This window comes from Streptomyces sp. CLV115 (assembly GCF_038448545.1).
In the GTDB taxonomy this organism is placed as follows: Bacteria; Actinomycetota; Actinomycetes; order Streptomycetales; family Streptomycetaceae; genus Streptomyces; species Streptomyces sanglieri.
The window spans coordinates 16,655-30,338 of the sequence record NZ_JBCEWQ010000106.1 but is presented as its reverse complement, the minus strand read 5'-3'; the positions used below and the strand labels follow the sequence as shown (position 1 = coordinate 30,338).

Genomic DNA, 13,684 nt, shown 5'->3' with positions numbered 1-13,684 from the left:
TCCGCGGCCCGCCCCGCCAGCAGCCCGAGCACCCGCCCCAGCTGCTCGCGGGCGCCCGGCTCGTTGATGATCCCGTCCGGTCCGACCGCGTCACGGCCCACGGAGATCCGTACGCAGGCGGGCTCCACGATGTCCGCGCCGGTGTAGCCCAGCACCGTACGCAGCGTGGCCTCCGCGCCCTGGCCGCGCCCGGGGGCGGCGGCGTTCACCCAGGCGGTCGGCTTGTCGCAGATCTCGGTGCCGCCGACCGTCCAGTCCAGCAGGTTCTTGAACGCCCCCGGCAAGGTCCCCGCGTACTCCGGCGTACAGACCAGAACGGCATCCGCCCCGTCGATGGCCGCACGCAGCTCCGCCACCGGCCCCGGCAGCGGGTCCGTGTCGTCGTCGGGGTTGAAGTGCGGGAGCGCCGCGAGGCCGCCGTAGAGAACGGTCCGCACCTCCGGGGCAGCCACGGCCTGCGCGGTGCGCAGCACGGTCTCGTTGGAGGAACCGCTGCGCAGGCTTCCGGACAGCAGAAGGATCACGGGTGGTCTCGGCATACCCGCTCAACCACCACAGCCCGCACCCCATTCCCGTACGCGCCCTCGAAAGCACTCCCGCAAACGCCTACGTACTCCCCCAGTACGCGCCCCCGGCACGGCACCACCCCGGCACGGGCGCGGGGCGGCTCGTACCGGGGTGGGGGTCGCGTGGTGCGCACGGCTCACGGCGCGACGGGAGCAGCTTGCGACAGGACTGGCTTGCGACAGGACCGGCTTGTGACCGGGCCGACTTGCGACGGATCAGCTGAAGACGACCGAGCGGAGCTTCAGCCGGCTGCTGGCGTGGCCGCCGTGGGGCCGAAGGGTGAAGTAGTCGCCCTCGCAGTCGGGACCGGTGAAGACGGTCGCGCTGGAGTCGGTGAAGTTCTGCGGGGTGTGGGCGGGGTACGACGAGTTGGGATCGGCGACCTCGGGCAGCGTGATGCACATCCGGCTCGGCGGGTCGAAGAGGAAGCCCACCTGCGGCGAGCCGTCGAGACCGGTGTACGTGTACGAGAAGTCCCCGGTGGCCGCGCCGGCCGAGCTCGGAACGGCGACGAGCAGCGCGAGCGCGCCGAAGGCGGCAGCGACGGTGGAACGAAGACGCATGGGGGAACTCCTTGTGCGGGGGGACGGAACCGGCCCAAGTCTGAGCCGTTTACCTGCGATGACGGCCTCATATGGGTTTCCGTCACCCGGACGTGAGCTGCTGAATCGGTTCTGCCGACGGCCATGCGGGTCATGTACCGGTTCCACCGTGTTGACCGAGGTGCCCGGCTGCCCCCGCTGCCGGGCTTTACCGTGGCTCGGTGAAGACACAGATGATCGTGCTCAACGGCGGCTCCAGCTCCGGAAAGTCAGGCATCGCCCGGCGCCTCCAGGAGGTGTTGCCGGATCCATGGCTGACGTTCGGCGTAGACACGCTGATCGAGGCGATGCCCGCGTCCATGACCGAGTCGGACGCGGGCATCGAGTTCGCGCCGGACGGCGAGGTGGTCGTCGGTACGGAGTTCCGTACGGTGGAGGCGGCATGGATCGAGGGCGTCGCCGCGATGGCCCGGGCCGGCGCCGGGATCATCGTGGACGAGGTGTTCCTCGGCGGTGCGGAGTCCCAGCAACGGTGGCGGAAGGCGCTCGGCGGACTCGGGGTGCTGTGGGTCGGAGTCCGGTGCGAGAGCGCCGTCGCCGCCGCCCGTGAGATCGCGCGGGGCGATCGCGTACCCGGCATGGCGGCAGCACAGGCGGAACTGGTCCACCAAGGTGTGACCTACGACCTGGAAGTGGACACGACGCGGCGCGAGCCCATCGAGTGTGCGCGGATCATCGCAGCTCACATCGTGTGACGAGGCCCGGCCCACCGCCCCCACTGATCATTTCCGGCCACAGCACGCCCCATCACAGCACGCCCCATTACGGCTTGGCGCACCCTGGCACTACGCACCCCGGCTTGGCGCACCCCGGCACTACGCAACCCGGTTTGGCGCACCCCGGCACTACGCACCACGGCATGGCGCACCGCGGCACTACACACCCCGGCTTGGCGCACCGCGGCACTACGCGTCGCCGAGCTCCAGCTCACCGACGACCTGGTCCCCGCTCGTCTCCCCGGTCGGCCGGAACCCGAGTTTGAAGTAGAACTGTTCGGGCCCGTGCTCGCCGGGAACCCAGCTCACGGTCGCCCGCGTCTGTCCCCGTCGCCGGATCTCCTCGCACACCGCTTCCACGGCGAAACGGCCGTATCCCCGGCCCTGTTGGCCGGCGGCGATGTTCAACCGCCAGAGTCCGGAGCGCAGCCTGTTGTCGTCCGGATCGTCCGGGTAGAAGCGGACGTCGAAGAAGGCCATGACGAAGCCGACGGGCCGCTCGCCGTCGAGGATCAGCCGGGGCCAGGCGATGTCGGGGGTCGCGTAGGCCTGGGCGAGTGACCAGGCGACCGGCTTCACAAGTCCGTCCTGGTCGGGCCGTACATGCAGTCGGCAGGCGGCCTCGACGTTGTCCGCCGTGATCTTTTCGAGCCGCAGTGATGAAGACATGCGCGCAACCTAAGGGCGAATGCAGCGCCGCATCGAACGGATATCCGCCTTCAGTGACCCTGGCGTCGCCTGGTCCACAACGCCGGGATGCCCGGCGCCGCCGTAACGGCGGAACCGGGCATCCAGCGAACTCCCCTTGTACGAGGGTCAGTTCGCGGGGGCCTGATAGAGGCCCCGGCCGGCGCGGTGGGCCCGGGAGGTGGCGACGAGCCGGTCCAGGGTGCTGCGAACAGTGTTGATGCCGTTGGGGGTGAGCTCGCGCCCCAGGGCCTTCGTCACGTCACGGGCACGGACCGGCTTGTTGCCGGCGTCGGCGAGCACCTTCATGGTCAGCTCGGTGAGGCTGCCGCTGTCGTCGGCAGCCGGTGCGGGGGCCGAAGCCGACGCGGTCGCGGTGGCCGCGGCCTTCTTCGACGCACGGGCCTTCGCGGGCTTGGCGGCCTTCGTCGCCTTGGCCGGTGCGGCGGACTTGGTGTCCTTGACCGTCCGGGTCGCCTTCGTGGCCCTGGTCGCCTTGGCGGGTGCGGCGGCCTCCGTGCCCTCGGCGCCCTTGCTGTCCTCGGCGTCCTTGACCTCCTCGACGGGCTTGGCGGCGGCCTTCTTGGCCTGGCCGCGGGGAGTCTTCGGCTTGGCCGCGGCCTGCTTGCGACCCTTGGGCGCGGCGGGCGCCTTGCGGGCGGTGCGGCGCGCGGGGGTGGTCGCGGCCGCCTCCTCCTGCGGGGCCTCCGCCTGTGCGACGGAGTCCACGGAATCCTGCGCCTGCTGCGGAATCCGGGCAGCCGGAACGCTCCCCGCTCCGGCCTCGGCAGCCGCTGCGCTCTCGGCGTCCTCGGCCTTGACGTCCTCGGCCGCGACGGCACTCGCGGTGGCTGCGGGGGCGGTGGCGGGGGAAGCCGACAGGGCGCGCAGTGCGGTCAGCGCGGTACGCACCGACTCCAGGCGCTCGGTGACGGTCGAGAGTTCCTTCTCCAGGCTCTGCTGGTGCTGCTCAAGTCGGGGAAGTTCCGCCTCCAGCAAGGTAGTTGTGGCATCGATGGTGACCAGTGTGTTGGTCTCGGAGGTCATGTTGTCGCCCTTCTGTCCCGGCCGACCGTTGGTGACCGATGTATCGCAGGGTAAGGGGTGTTGTGTTGTGGCCGGAAATCACCCGTACGCTATGGCGTTCCGTGAAGCGCCGTCAGCACTGGCCGACAGTCTCCTGAACGGCGGAGCGGTGTGCCCCGTAGTTGGCGCGCGAGACACTCGTTTGGCCGTACCCCTACCCCCGTACCCGCACCCCCGTACCACCCCGGGTCATCGGTCGCCCCCACGAATTGCCATCGACGCGCCCCACCATCCGCCGGACCCGCGGAGACGAGAAGGCGGTCCGGAGCACACCGCCCCGGACCCGCAGAGACGAGAAAGCGGTCCGGAGCACACCGCCCCGGACCGCCTCCTCGTCACCTCTCGCCGCCCCCGCTCCCACGGGTCGCGTCAGGTTCCCACCTCCCCGAGCTCCTGCGCGCCGGGCTCGGACGGCACGGCCTGCCGCTCGCCGCCCCGCTCCGCCCCGAGACCCAGCCGCAGCGCCATTGCGATCAGCGCGGCGACCGCGAATCCGCTGCCGGCCCAGGCGAGTTGACGGGCTCCGAACTCCGCCAGGACCCAGCCGCCGACCGCGGTGCCGATGGTGATGCCGAGGTTGGAGAACGAGATGAAGAGGCTGTTCCCGAACTCCGGCGCGTCACTGGCGTCCCGCCCCAGCCAGCTCTGGCTCACGATGAGCCCGCCCGAATGCACGGCACCCCACACCAGGACCGCCAGGACCATGGGCGCGAACAGCGGACCGACGGCGTACAGCAGTACGTAGACCAGCAGACACAGTGCCGGGTAGGCGACAACGGTGCGGACGAGATTGCGTCGCAGCAGGCTGCCGAATGCGAAGTTCCCGAGGATCATCACGATGCCGAACGCCATCAGCATGGCGCTGACCCACGTACCGTCCATGTGCGTGACCTGGCCCAGGTACTCGGCGAAGTAGCCGTAGACCGAGAACATCGCCGCGAAGACGAGGACGACGGAGGCGATGGTCAGCCACATCCGGGAACGCTTGAGAATGCTCAACTGCGCACCGTAGGACATCCGTTGCCCGACTGGCATCGACGGAACGAACCGCAGGATGCCCAGGAACGCGACCAGGTTGACGAGCGCACCGAACCAGAAGGCCGAAGACAGCGACAGGTGCTCGGCGAGATACGAGGTCAACGGCACACCGAACGCGAAGCCGACGGTGACCCCCGCGAACACGGTCGTCGTGGCCCGGGTCGCGTCCTTCGCGGGCACCAACCGCGCAGCCGTGGCGAGCGCGACCGCGAAGAACACGGGATGGAAGAGCGCGGGAATGACCCGGAAGGCGAGCATCACCTCGTACTGCGTGGTGAGCGCGTAGACGGCATTGGAGACGGCGAACACCGCGATCGCGGCGGCGAGCACCTTCTTGCGGTCGATGCCGGAGGCGAGCAGCGTGGTGAACGGCCCGGACACCGCGATGACCAGCGCAAACACCCCGACGAGCCAGCCGGCGGTGGACGGCGTGACACCGAGCTCGGCCGAGACCTGAGGGAGCACGCCGACCATGCCCATCTCGGTGGTGATGATCCCGAATACGCCCAGGGCGAGTACCAGGACGGTGAGAGAGGTCTTTCTCATCGGAGCGTTCGACACCTTTCATGAAATCTAGAAAAGTAGATGCATTGCATCATGGGGACGGGTTTCGATGTCGCGACGAAAGCGCGGACCGGGATCAAGGATGGCTGGCAGGACGCCATCAACGGCCTTGAAATCCAGGTCACTTACGGGACGTCGAGATCGAGGACGCCTTGCCTCGGGGCATGCTTCGTATCGTGTGGTCGCAGGAGAGAGGGGCAGGGTGCCGGTGGTGGCGACGCAGGCCGGCGGTGGTGGTGGGACTGAGCAAATGGTGGGCGGGCTCGCCGAACGGTCGAAGCAGGACGTCCCGGCTTGTCCTACTCGGGACCGGGTGAACTACAGCTCGTCACGAACGTACGCGGCGAACTCGGCAATCACCGGCTCGTTGCGTCGGTAGTACGTCCACTTCCCGACGCGCTCCGAGATGAGCAGCCCGGCGTCCTTCAGTGTCTGCAGATACCCCGAAACCACCGACTGTGCCAGCCCGGCTCGCTTCTGGATGTCACCGACGCACACTCCGATGTGGAATCCGAGATCCTGCTGCCGGTAGGAGTCCTCGTCGAAGTACTTCTCCGGCTCCCTCAGCCACTGCATGAACTGCAGCCGCGCGGGATTGGCGAGCGCCTTGTGCACAGTCAGGGGGTCCATTGGTCTCACCTCTCGAAGGTATGTATCTAGTTTTCGCGATATGTAGCGCCAAGTCAAGTCGCGAGCCCCTCCACCGAGCCGTTGAGACGCCGGCCGACCGGAGGCCCTGGGGCAGGAGCAGCCGTACCGCCCGGGCAATCGACTCCCCGTGCCGCTGTGGGAAGCCGAGCTGTACACCTTGAGCCGCTCCCGCGTGCTCGCCGTCCGGCTGGACTACCTGGCGGGGCGTCATCGGCATGGACGCCGTCGACCTCGGAATTTCCCCTTCACACAACAGTGAAGGTTCCTCTGGCCGGCGGCTTCCGATGCTTCGACGGCTGCCTCGCGGTCACCGAGGTCGGGCAAGCCGAACTGTGGCTGGACTGCACCGACACCATCACCACATGCAATGCGTGCGGCAGGACCTGAGCGATTCCGCGGTGTTCGGAACCGAGGCACAGCATGTGATCACGCGGGCGCGAGGGAGCCTCGACGCACGCTGACGCTGGGCGCCGATTGCGTTGTTGTCGGACGACTTGAGCCGGCGGAGAGGAGGCCAGGAATCGAAAGTGCTACATCTCCTTGCGAACACATTCGATCAAGGTCGACGACGCGGCCATGTTCAGCGCTTGTGCACGCAGGTGGTCGAACGCAAGTCTGTGTCGTCGATTTCCTTGTTCTTCTTCATGACGATCGGCCGACGTGCACGACGTCCGGGTGACGTGTCGTGAGTTGGAGTGCCGACGTCGGTAAGTGCATGCCTGTTCGGGGAGGCAGACGTGAAGCCGAGCCAGGAGGGATGGACGACCTCCCTCGCCGGCCCGGTATTCACTGCAGCGACCGGTGGAGTCGTTCAGGTTCGGGCGTGGACGGGCGACGGGCAGGCATCAGCCGGGCTGCCCACGTCATTCGTCGTCGACCTCGTACGTCCGAGACGTCCAGTCGCAGCGAACGTCATCGATTTCGACGCTGCCGACCGTGCCACCGGGTGCGTGATCGACGTGAATCGATGCCTTGCGGTCGGCAGGCACGGAGACGCTGTACTCGACCATCTTCTTCGCGGTCACGCGCAAGAATCCTTTCTCCGGAATTTAATGACTGTTCGTGCGAATGATTGCCAATACCCATCAATTCCAAGATAGGTCTTAATCATTGCAATGGCCCCTAAAGGGGCATTTCGGGCATTCTCCGTGACCGCTTGCCGTGCAACCACGCACCCCCTCGCGGTGATCTTTCAGGCTCGAATTTCGCGCCAGCGGGTGGCCCGCGCTGCCGCATGACCCAGGATCGTACACCTGTTCACGGTTGCCGTGGCTGCGCACTGGTGACTCTCTTCGGATTTCCGAAAGGGCGAAGGTTCGATATGGGCAATATGTCCGCTATGTGCAAGCGGTGATGCTAGGAATCTTCATTCTCATGGAGTCGATGAAGTTTGCGCAGTACCATCTGTGGGTGCAGAAGGGGAGAGGAGCACGGGAGTGACGCAGGACTTCGCGGAGTGGCTCGGTGGAATGCTGCGCCGGCGAGAGATGTCGCAGAAGGAACTGGCCGACGCGGTGGGGGTGACCCCTGCGGCGGTGAACGGGTGGTCGCAGGGGCGGACTGAGCCTCGGTACGAGAAGATCGCAGCTATCGCCGAAGCGCTGGGAGTGGCCGTCGAGGATGCGGTGAGTCGTCGTCCGCCGGAGTCGACTCGCACCGAGTTGGAGTGGGTCTTCCAGAAGGCGCCGGAGGACGGCAGCAGGATGGGGGGCAACGTGGCTGCGTATGCCTTCACTGCGAACCTTGAGGTACTTGCTCGCGAGGCGACGCAGAACAGTCTCGACGAGCGGGTTGGGCAGAGTCTGCCTGTCACCTCCCGTTTCGTGCTTCACGAGTTGACCGGCAGGCACCTGAAGGACTTCCTCTCGGCCCTGCGGTGGGACTCGATCGAAGGGCACCTGCGGGAAGCCGCGGACCGCAGGCAGAAGGCCGGCCGGGTCCTGATCGACGGTCTCAACGAGCTGGAGCGGACCGGACGCCTTGTCCTGCTTCGAATTGACGACTACAACGCGAGCGGGCTGACCGGGCCGGAGTACGGAGACGGCCGCTTCGCGCGCGTGGTTCGGCGGACGCTGGACAGCGGAAAGATGGGCGCGCAGGGCGGATCCTACGGCCTTGGCAAAGCGGCTCTCTGGGCGGCGAGCCGGTTTGGTCTGGTGCTGGTCAACAGCACATTGTCCGAACCGCAGGACGGCCGTCACGAGCGACGGATGGCTGGAAGGCTCGAACTTCCTTGGCATGCGTTGGGCGGTGAAGAATTCGCAGGGCCGGCCTGGTTCGGCACGACAGACAGGGACCGGAACAACTCGGCGCGGTCCTGGTGGGCCGACGGCGCGACGACCGAGAGTCTGTATCTGGAAAGGGTCGACCCTTCCCCCGGAACTTCCTTCCTCGTGGTCGGCGCCTACGACGGGTCCGGCGTCACTGAAGATCTGGAGGAGATGTACGACCAGCTCGTGGCGGGGGTTGCACACAACTTCTGGGCATCCATGGTCGGAGGCGAGCAGGCGGGGCCGCTGCTGCGTGCGTCTGTCGCCGCCTGGCGGGACGGTCGGGTCGTAAGGCCCGAGCGCACCATTGATCCCCATGTATACGAGCCGGCCAGATCCCGTGCGGTCAAAGCCTTCCTGGACGGGCGCACGACCTCGGAGCTGACCGCTCGCGACGATGTACTGGAAGCGGCGGTTCTCTTGAAATTGCCCGCGCGCAAGGAGCCTCAGGAAGGTCACACCGCGCGTCCGGAATCCCACTCGGCAGTCCTGTTGGTGACCCCCACGTCGGAGGACGATGTCAGGCCCGACCGCATATCTTTCATGCGAGCCACGCGCATGGTGGTCAGGGACAAGAAGGTCAATGATCTTCCACTGGGGCATCGCCGATTTCAGGCGGTGCTTCTCGCGGGACAGGCTGCCGGGAGTTCCCCGGACGCGGCAGCCGCAGAAGAGTTCCTGCGTGCTGCCGAACCTCCGGACCACAATGACTGGACCGGCACCGAGGATCTCACGGCGACATATGTTCGAGGTGCTCGTCAGTGCATTTTGAACTTCAAGAAGGCCGCGGAACAGACAGTCCGGGACTTGTTGAAGGGGCAGGAGGAGGAGGGGGATACCGATGAAGGGCCGCAGATTCTACGAGACTTGTTGACCTTGGACGCACCGAAGAAGCCTCGATCTCAAGGTTTTCCTGCAGTGCACACTGTCGAGGGGGAAGTCTCCGAGAGTGGTGCCTGGCATGTTCGGGTGACCGTAAAGCTTCCGGAACGGGATGCCGCCTGGGTTCTCTCCCCGGTTGCGCGCTTCGTGGTGAGATCCGGTGGGAACATCCCGGTCAAGTGGGCCGGCGTACTGGTTCCCGAGCGAAATTGTGAGTTGACGAAGAGTGGAAACCTGCTCTTTCGGGACGGGGCGACAAGAGCTGTTTTCAGGGGAGTCACCGATGTGTCGAGTCACCCGGTGACCGCCGGCATGTCGTGTATTGAGGTGGACGTTCCTCGCGCCAAGGAGATCATGGAGTGAAGACTGTATTTCCCTACCCGATCTTGGTGGGGTCTGTCACGCTCATGGCCAATGAGGTATGGGTGGACAACATCAAGCTGAACCTCAACCTCATATCCGATGACGAGCGTGTAATTGCCCTTCACTCCATCAAGCGGGATTGGAGTGAAATAAGGGTCAAGGTGTCGGTAGAGGCCGATCCGGACGAGTTGGCTGCGGGTGTTTGGGAGTCCGTCGAATGCGTGGCTGTCGTTCGAAACCGTAGGACCAACGTCCGTCTCTCATTCCCCCTTCATGACGAGGGCGCGGGACGCTGGAGCGGCGAAGTGGAGTTGCGCCGGGGTGAGCACGTCGGACGTTGCGAGATCGATGCCTGGATCGCGGCCGAGGTGGAGGGGGTGGGCGGACGTCTGGTCGGCTGGGCAGAGAATCGCTGGAGCGCGGACTTTGAAGCCAAGCAACCCACGCGACAGCGAAGCATCAAGATGGTCTGGAAAGACTTTCCCGATCACCCGTTCCTCAAGGAATTCCGCGACGACCCGTGGATCCTCGATGCGGAATCGGGCGATCCGGTGCTCTATCTGAATTCTTCACTGGAAGGATTTCGGGCGGTACTCGACAGTGCGTCGAGTGCGGAGCGGAAACTTGTACGTGAAGTCATGGCGACGCAAATTGCATCCGAGGCCTGGACGGCCATGTTCAATTCTGCACTCTATGCCAGCACTGTGGAGGGCGGGGAACCGGAATGGCCCGGAGGGTGGCAGGAGGATGTTCTGCGGCGCATGCTCCCGGACTTCTTCCCCGATATTTCTCCGGACGAGGCACTCGTCGAGCTCGTCAATCGCAGAGTCAAGGGCGAGAGTGGTTCCGACCTGCACGCACGGTTGATGCACTCGGCCACCCTTCATTCCAAAAAACAAAAGACTGTGGCGAGTTCTGTGCGAACCTTGGCGCGCATGGCTGATTCGAAGGAAAACGTGTGAGCGCAGGAAGAGATTTGGAGATTCCGGAGAGGGTGGGCCGGCTTTCGGATGCTGCGGCTGCCCGAGCGATCACACCGCGTGTTCTTCAAGGGTACGAGATTCTCTCCTTCTCTTCCCTGAAGGATAAAGTGGAGGACCCGATTGATGAAAGTAGGCGCTGGGATGCCGGTCCGTTGCGTGAGTTGCTCACGGAGGCGATGCGCCGCTTTGCAGACACTGCGCCGACAGCCAGCGATGCCTGGTTGGCTCCGCGGCTCCACTACACGCTGCGCCTGACAAGGGCGGAGGCTTCGGACACGAGCCTCTGGAATTTCATCGGCTTGTGTCTGGCGCCAGATTATGTTCAGTGGCGATGGGGTCGTGGCGAGAGTGGCCGGGAGGTGGGACAGGCAGCTCGATTTTCGGGGCGCTGGGATATCCAGTGCTTCTCCCGGCTGTGGTGGGCGGCAGAATTGTTTCGGGACGGTAAGAACTACGGCCCCGTCGAACTTGCCTGCGGAAATCAAGACATGCTGAATACGGTTCTGCGGACAGAGATCATTCAGCACCGCCCCACCGCGCAGGCGCTTTTGAGACTGCAATTCCGGGACGTCGTCCGTACGGGGAGGGACGTGAACGCTGCTGTTTCGGTCGCAAACGCCGCCGGCGTGACCCTGGTGTACGAGGCGTTGGCCCCCGATGAGCTGCAGGATGCCGATGCTCTGCAGGATTGGATTCTCGCCGCAGGGGAGGGGCCCGAGATCCAATACGACACCCTGCCTCAGGGGCCGTGCGACGGCAGCGTTCCCAGCAACTCGGCAGAAATCTTGACGGCCTGGTTCGAGAAGCTTTTCGCTGACGCGCCGGTCAGGGGCAAGGGCCGGGTCGCCGACGGGCGCGATGCCGGCGACGCCACGCAAATCTCAGGTGTCTAGCCGTTCATGGATGGCCTGGGCCAGTGCGCGGCCCAGGCCGACCGGGACCGCATTGCCGATTTGCCGGGCAATCTGAACTTTACTGCCGAACCATTTGAAGTCAGGAGGAAACCCTTGAATCAGGGCTGCTTCATAGTGGGTGATCGGGCGGTCCTCGGCCGGGTGCAGGTAGCGCCCCTTCTCCGGCTTGTAGAACTCTGTGCGGATGGTGACCGACGGGCGGTCCTCGTACATACGGCCCATGACATCGCCGGAACCGCTGTTGTGTTGGTCCCAGCTTGATGTGGACAGGTACTTTTCCTCACCGAGTACCGTGGCCCACTTGCCGCGGAGGTTGTGGCGATTGCCTCCGGGTTCGATTGCCCTGTAACGCGCTAGAGAGAGGGCGGTAGGCGTACGCCCGACGTGGAGCTCGGTGGTCAGATACGGCCCGGGGAGGTCGACGCCGAGCGGCTTGTCGCTGCGATCCGGAAGGTTCACGACGTTTGTGGTCGCAGGCGTGCGTGAGAAGACTGCCTCTCCGACAGGCACCCACTGGGCCGGCTGGTCCGAGGACTCTTCGCTGCCGTCGAGGGTGGGCTGCTGGGCTGCCGCATTCCGGGCGTGTGTGGGCTTCGGGTGTTCCAGCGGGACACCCAGGTCCTTGCGTGTCGCGATGACGATGGCTCGTCTCCGAGCCTGAGGTACGCCGTAGTCCGCTGCGTTGAGAACCTGCCAGCGGAGAGAGTAGGCAGACAGCTCTCCGCCGTCCTCGGTTGCCGTTCTGAGATCCTCGAACTGCTGGGACTTCAGGAAACGATCGACGTTCTCCAGGACGAAGATCTTGGGCTTGATCGTTGTGACCACGCGCATGTATTCGCGCCAGAGCAAGTTTCGCGGATCGTCCGCCTTGGGAGGCTTTTTCTCCGGATCGTCCCTGTTGAGTCCGGAAAATCCCTGGCAGGGAGGTCCGCCCATGACGACATCCACTTGCCCCTCGTAGGGTCGTGCATCCCACGTGGTGATGTCGACATTGGCGACATGGGCGGCCCCGAAGTTCGCCGAGTAGGTCGCAGCTGCAGCCTCGTCGAACTCGACGGCCGCCACCGATTGGAAGGGTGAGGAACCGGGGCCTGCGGGTTCGTAGGCGCGGAAACCGGCGGAGAACCCGCCCGCGCCCGAGAACAGGTCAACCACCTTGATGGGCTCAACCACCTTGGTCGCGGCCAAGGCCGGAGTCGAGGCCGAGATGGTATCAGTCGAGGTGGTGGACATGTTTCGAGAGTCTACTGGGATCTTCGGGTTGGTAGCCGACCGCCTCGGAAAGCCTGGAAAATTGATACTCAAAGTGTTCGGGCAAAAACACTAAGTTGTTCGCGTCGAGTTGCGTAGAGCGGTCAGGATCTGTCGGCCGAGGGCGGCGGCAACCTGCGGTGGTGTGGTCTGACTGATCTGGCGGTAGGCGGAGGTCTTCCGGCCGTGGATCTTCCAATCGCCGGAGAACCCCTGGAGCAGGGCGACCTGAGGCACGGTGATCGTGGCCAGTCCGTCTTTCGGGGCGGCGTCGTAGTTCAGTCGAAAGTCGGGCCCTGGCACCGAGTTGCCAACGGTTCCGCCCCAGATGCCCCATCGGGCCCAGACGGCCTTTGTCCGTTTGGCGCCGAGGTCGGCTCCTCCTCTCCCCGTCGCTCCGCCCATGATCAGAGGAGCGGGCTCCATTGCGCGCGCCGCCCAGTCGGCGGCTTCGGGCCACCCCTCCGAAGCCATTGACTCGAAGAGCGCCTCTCCGAGCGTGGGGCAGCGCTCCTGGTTCGGAGACGGCCAGGAGAAGTGGGCGAGATCTTCGGCGTGCATGGCGACGACGAAGCCGTGAGCTCGCTGCTGGGGTACGCCGAAGTCAGTGGCAGTCAGAACGGCGGAGACCATCTCGAAGCCGAGGTCCTCGACGGCTTCGTTCACGGCCTTTCGTTCTGTTTCGAACTTGGGGGCTTGGAGAAAGGCGGGAATGTTCTCCAGGAGGAGGACTCGGGGCCTGATGTAGCCGGCCATGTCGAGAGTGGCCTGCAGAGTGTCACGCTTGTCGCTCGTGGCGAGTTGCTTTCCCGCGATGCTGTATGGAGAGCGAGGCAGGCCACAGCTCAGCAGGTCGGCGTGATCGAGCGCGTCGTGATCCACCGGCTCGATCCGATTCAGGTCGTCGCGGACGATGTACCAATCGGGACGGTTGAGTGACAGCGTGGCGCAGCTGTCTCCGTCGATGTCGACGGCGGCAACGATCTCGAACCCGGCCTGCTCCAGTCCCAGTGCCTGCCCTCCGACTCCTGCACACAACTCGATTGCTGTGAACCGCTGTTCCAGCACGCTTTGCCCTCCCTGCCCCGTTTCCTGGTCGGTACATCGTAG

13 protein-coding genes are annotated in these 13,684 nt (G+C 65.4%); 4 read left to right on the top strand and 9 right to left on the bottom strand.

The window, feature by feature from the left end; translation table 11 throughout:
- Together AADR41_RS29050 and AADR41_RS29045 are read right to left on the bottom strand one after the other, a co-directional pair.
- Window positions 1-539, bottom strand: a 539-nt coding sequence (locus AADR41_RS29050; RefSeq protein WP_342284367.1) for an NADPH-dependent FMN reductase, incomplete at its 3' end; no start/stop codon positions are given.
- Window positions 540-782: 243 nt separating this feature from the next.
- Window positions 783-1,130, bottom strand: coding sequence for a hypothetical protein (locus AADR41_RS29045; RefSeq protein WP_342284366.1), 348 nt, complete (start codon window positions 1,128-1,130; stop codon window positions 783-785).
- 212 nt (window positions 1,131-1,342) lie between these two features.
- Between AADR41_RS29045 and cpt the strand changes: the two genes are divergently transcribed.
- The gene (cpt, locus tag AADR41_RS29040) at window positions 1,343-1,864 is read left to right on the top strand and encodes a chloramphenicol phosphotransferase CPT (protein WP_342284369.1); all 522 of its coding nucleotides are present in this window, start codon (window positions 1,343-1,345) and stop codon (window positions 1,862-1,864) included.
- A gap of 210 nt (window positions 1,865-2,074) precedes the next feature.
- On the opposite strand, the gene AADR41_RS29035 is transcribed toward cpt, so the two are convergent.
- From AADR41_RS29035 to AADR41_RS29015, 5 genes are all read right to left on the bottom strand, one after another.
- Window positions 2,075-2,554 carry a GNAT family N-acetyltransferase gene (locus AADR41_RS29035; RefSeq protein ID WP_342284365.1) on the bottom strand — a complete coding sequence of 160 codons (480 nt, stop codon included), beginning with the start codon at window positions 2,552-2,554 and terminating at the stop codon, window positions 2,075-2,077.
- 147 nt (window positions 2,555-2,701) lie between these two features.
- Complete coding sequence (locus tag AADR41_RS29030; RefSeq protein ID WP_342284364.1) at window positions 2,702-3,619, bottom strand: hypothetical protein; 918 nt, start codon at window positions 3,617-3,619, stop codon at window positions 2,702-2,704.
- Window positions 3,620-4,027: 408 nt separating this feature from the next.
- Window positions 4,028-5,242, bottom strand: coding sequence for an MFS transporter (locus AADR41_RS29025; RefSeq protein ID WP_342284363.1), 1,215 nt, complete (start codon window positions 5,240-5,242; stop codon window positions 4,028-4,030).
- Window positions 5,243-5,578: 336 nt separating this feature from the next.
- A complete protein-coding gene (locus AADR41_RS29020; protein ID WP_342284362.1) occupies window positions 5,579-5,890 on the bottom strand; it encodes an ArsR/SmtB family transcription factor in 312 nt (103 codons plus the stop codon).
- Window positions 5,891-6,774: 884 nt separating this feature from the next.
- On the bottom strand, window positions 6,775-6,936 hold the full coding sequence (locus AADR41_RS29015) for a hypothetical protein (protein WP_342284361.1): 162 nt from the start codon (window positions 6,934-6,936) through the stop codon (window positions 6,775-6,777).
- A gap of 411 nt (window positions 6,937-7,347) precedes the next feature.
- On the opposite strand from AADR41_RS29015, the gene AADR41_RS29010 reads away from it, so the two are divergent.
- The 3 genes from AADR41_RS29010 (at window position 7,348) to AADR41_RS29000 (ending at window position 11,302) form a co-directional block, all read left to right on the top strand.
- The gene (locus AADR41_RS29010; RefSeq protein ID WP_342284360.1) at window positions 7,348-9,426 is read left to right on the top strand and encodes a helix-turn-helix transcriptional regulator; all 2,079 of its coding nucleotides are present in this window, start codon (window positions 7,348-7,350) and stop codon (window positions 9,424-9,426) included.
- Between the two features lie 62 nt (window positions 9,427-9,488).
- A complete protein-coding gene (locus AADR41_RS29005; RefSeq protein ID WP_342284359.1) occupies window positions 9,489-10,388 on the top strand; it encodes a hypothetical protein in 900 nt (299 codons plus the stop codon).
- A complete protein-coding gene (locus tag AADR41_RS29000; protein WP_342284358.1) occupies window positions 10,385-11,302 on the top strand; it encodes a DUF6339 family protein in 918 nt (305 codons plus the stop codon). Before AADR41_RS29005 ends, AADR41_RS29000 begins: the two co-directional genes overlap by 4 nt.
- On the opposite strand, the gene AADR41_RS28995 is transcribed toward AADR41_RS29000, so the two are convergent.
- Window positions 11,291-12,556, bottom strand: a complete 1,266-nt coding sequence (locus AADR41_RS28995; protein WP_342284357.1) for a DNA cytosine methyltransferase — start codon at window positions 12,554-12,556, stop codon at window positions 11,291-11,293. The genes AADR41_RS29000 and AADR41_RS28995 overlap by 12 nt on opposite strands.
- A gap of 90 nt (window positions 12,557-12,646) precedes the next feature.
- The gene (locus tag AADR41_RS28990) at window positions 12,647-13,642 is read right to left on the bottom strand and encodes a DNA cytosine methyltransferase (protein WP_342284356.1); all 996 of its coding nucleotides are present in this window, start codon (window positions 13,640-13,642) and stop codon (window positions 12,647-12,649) included.
- Window positions 13,643-13,684 lie beyond the last annotated feature (42 nt).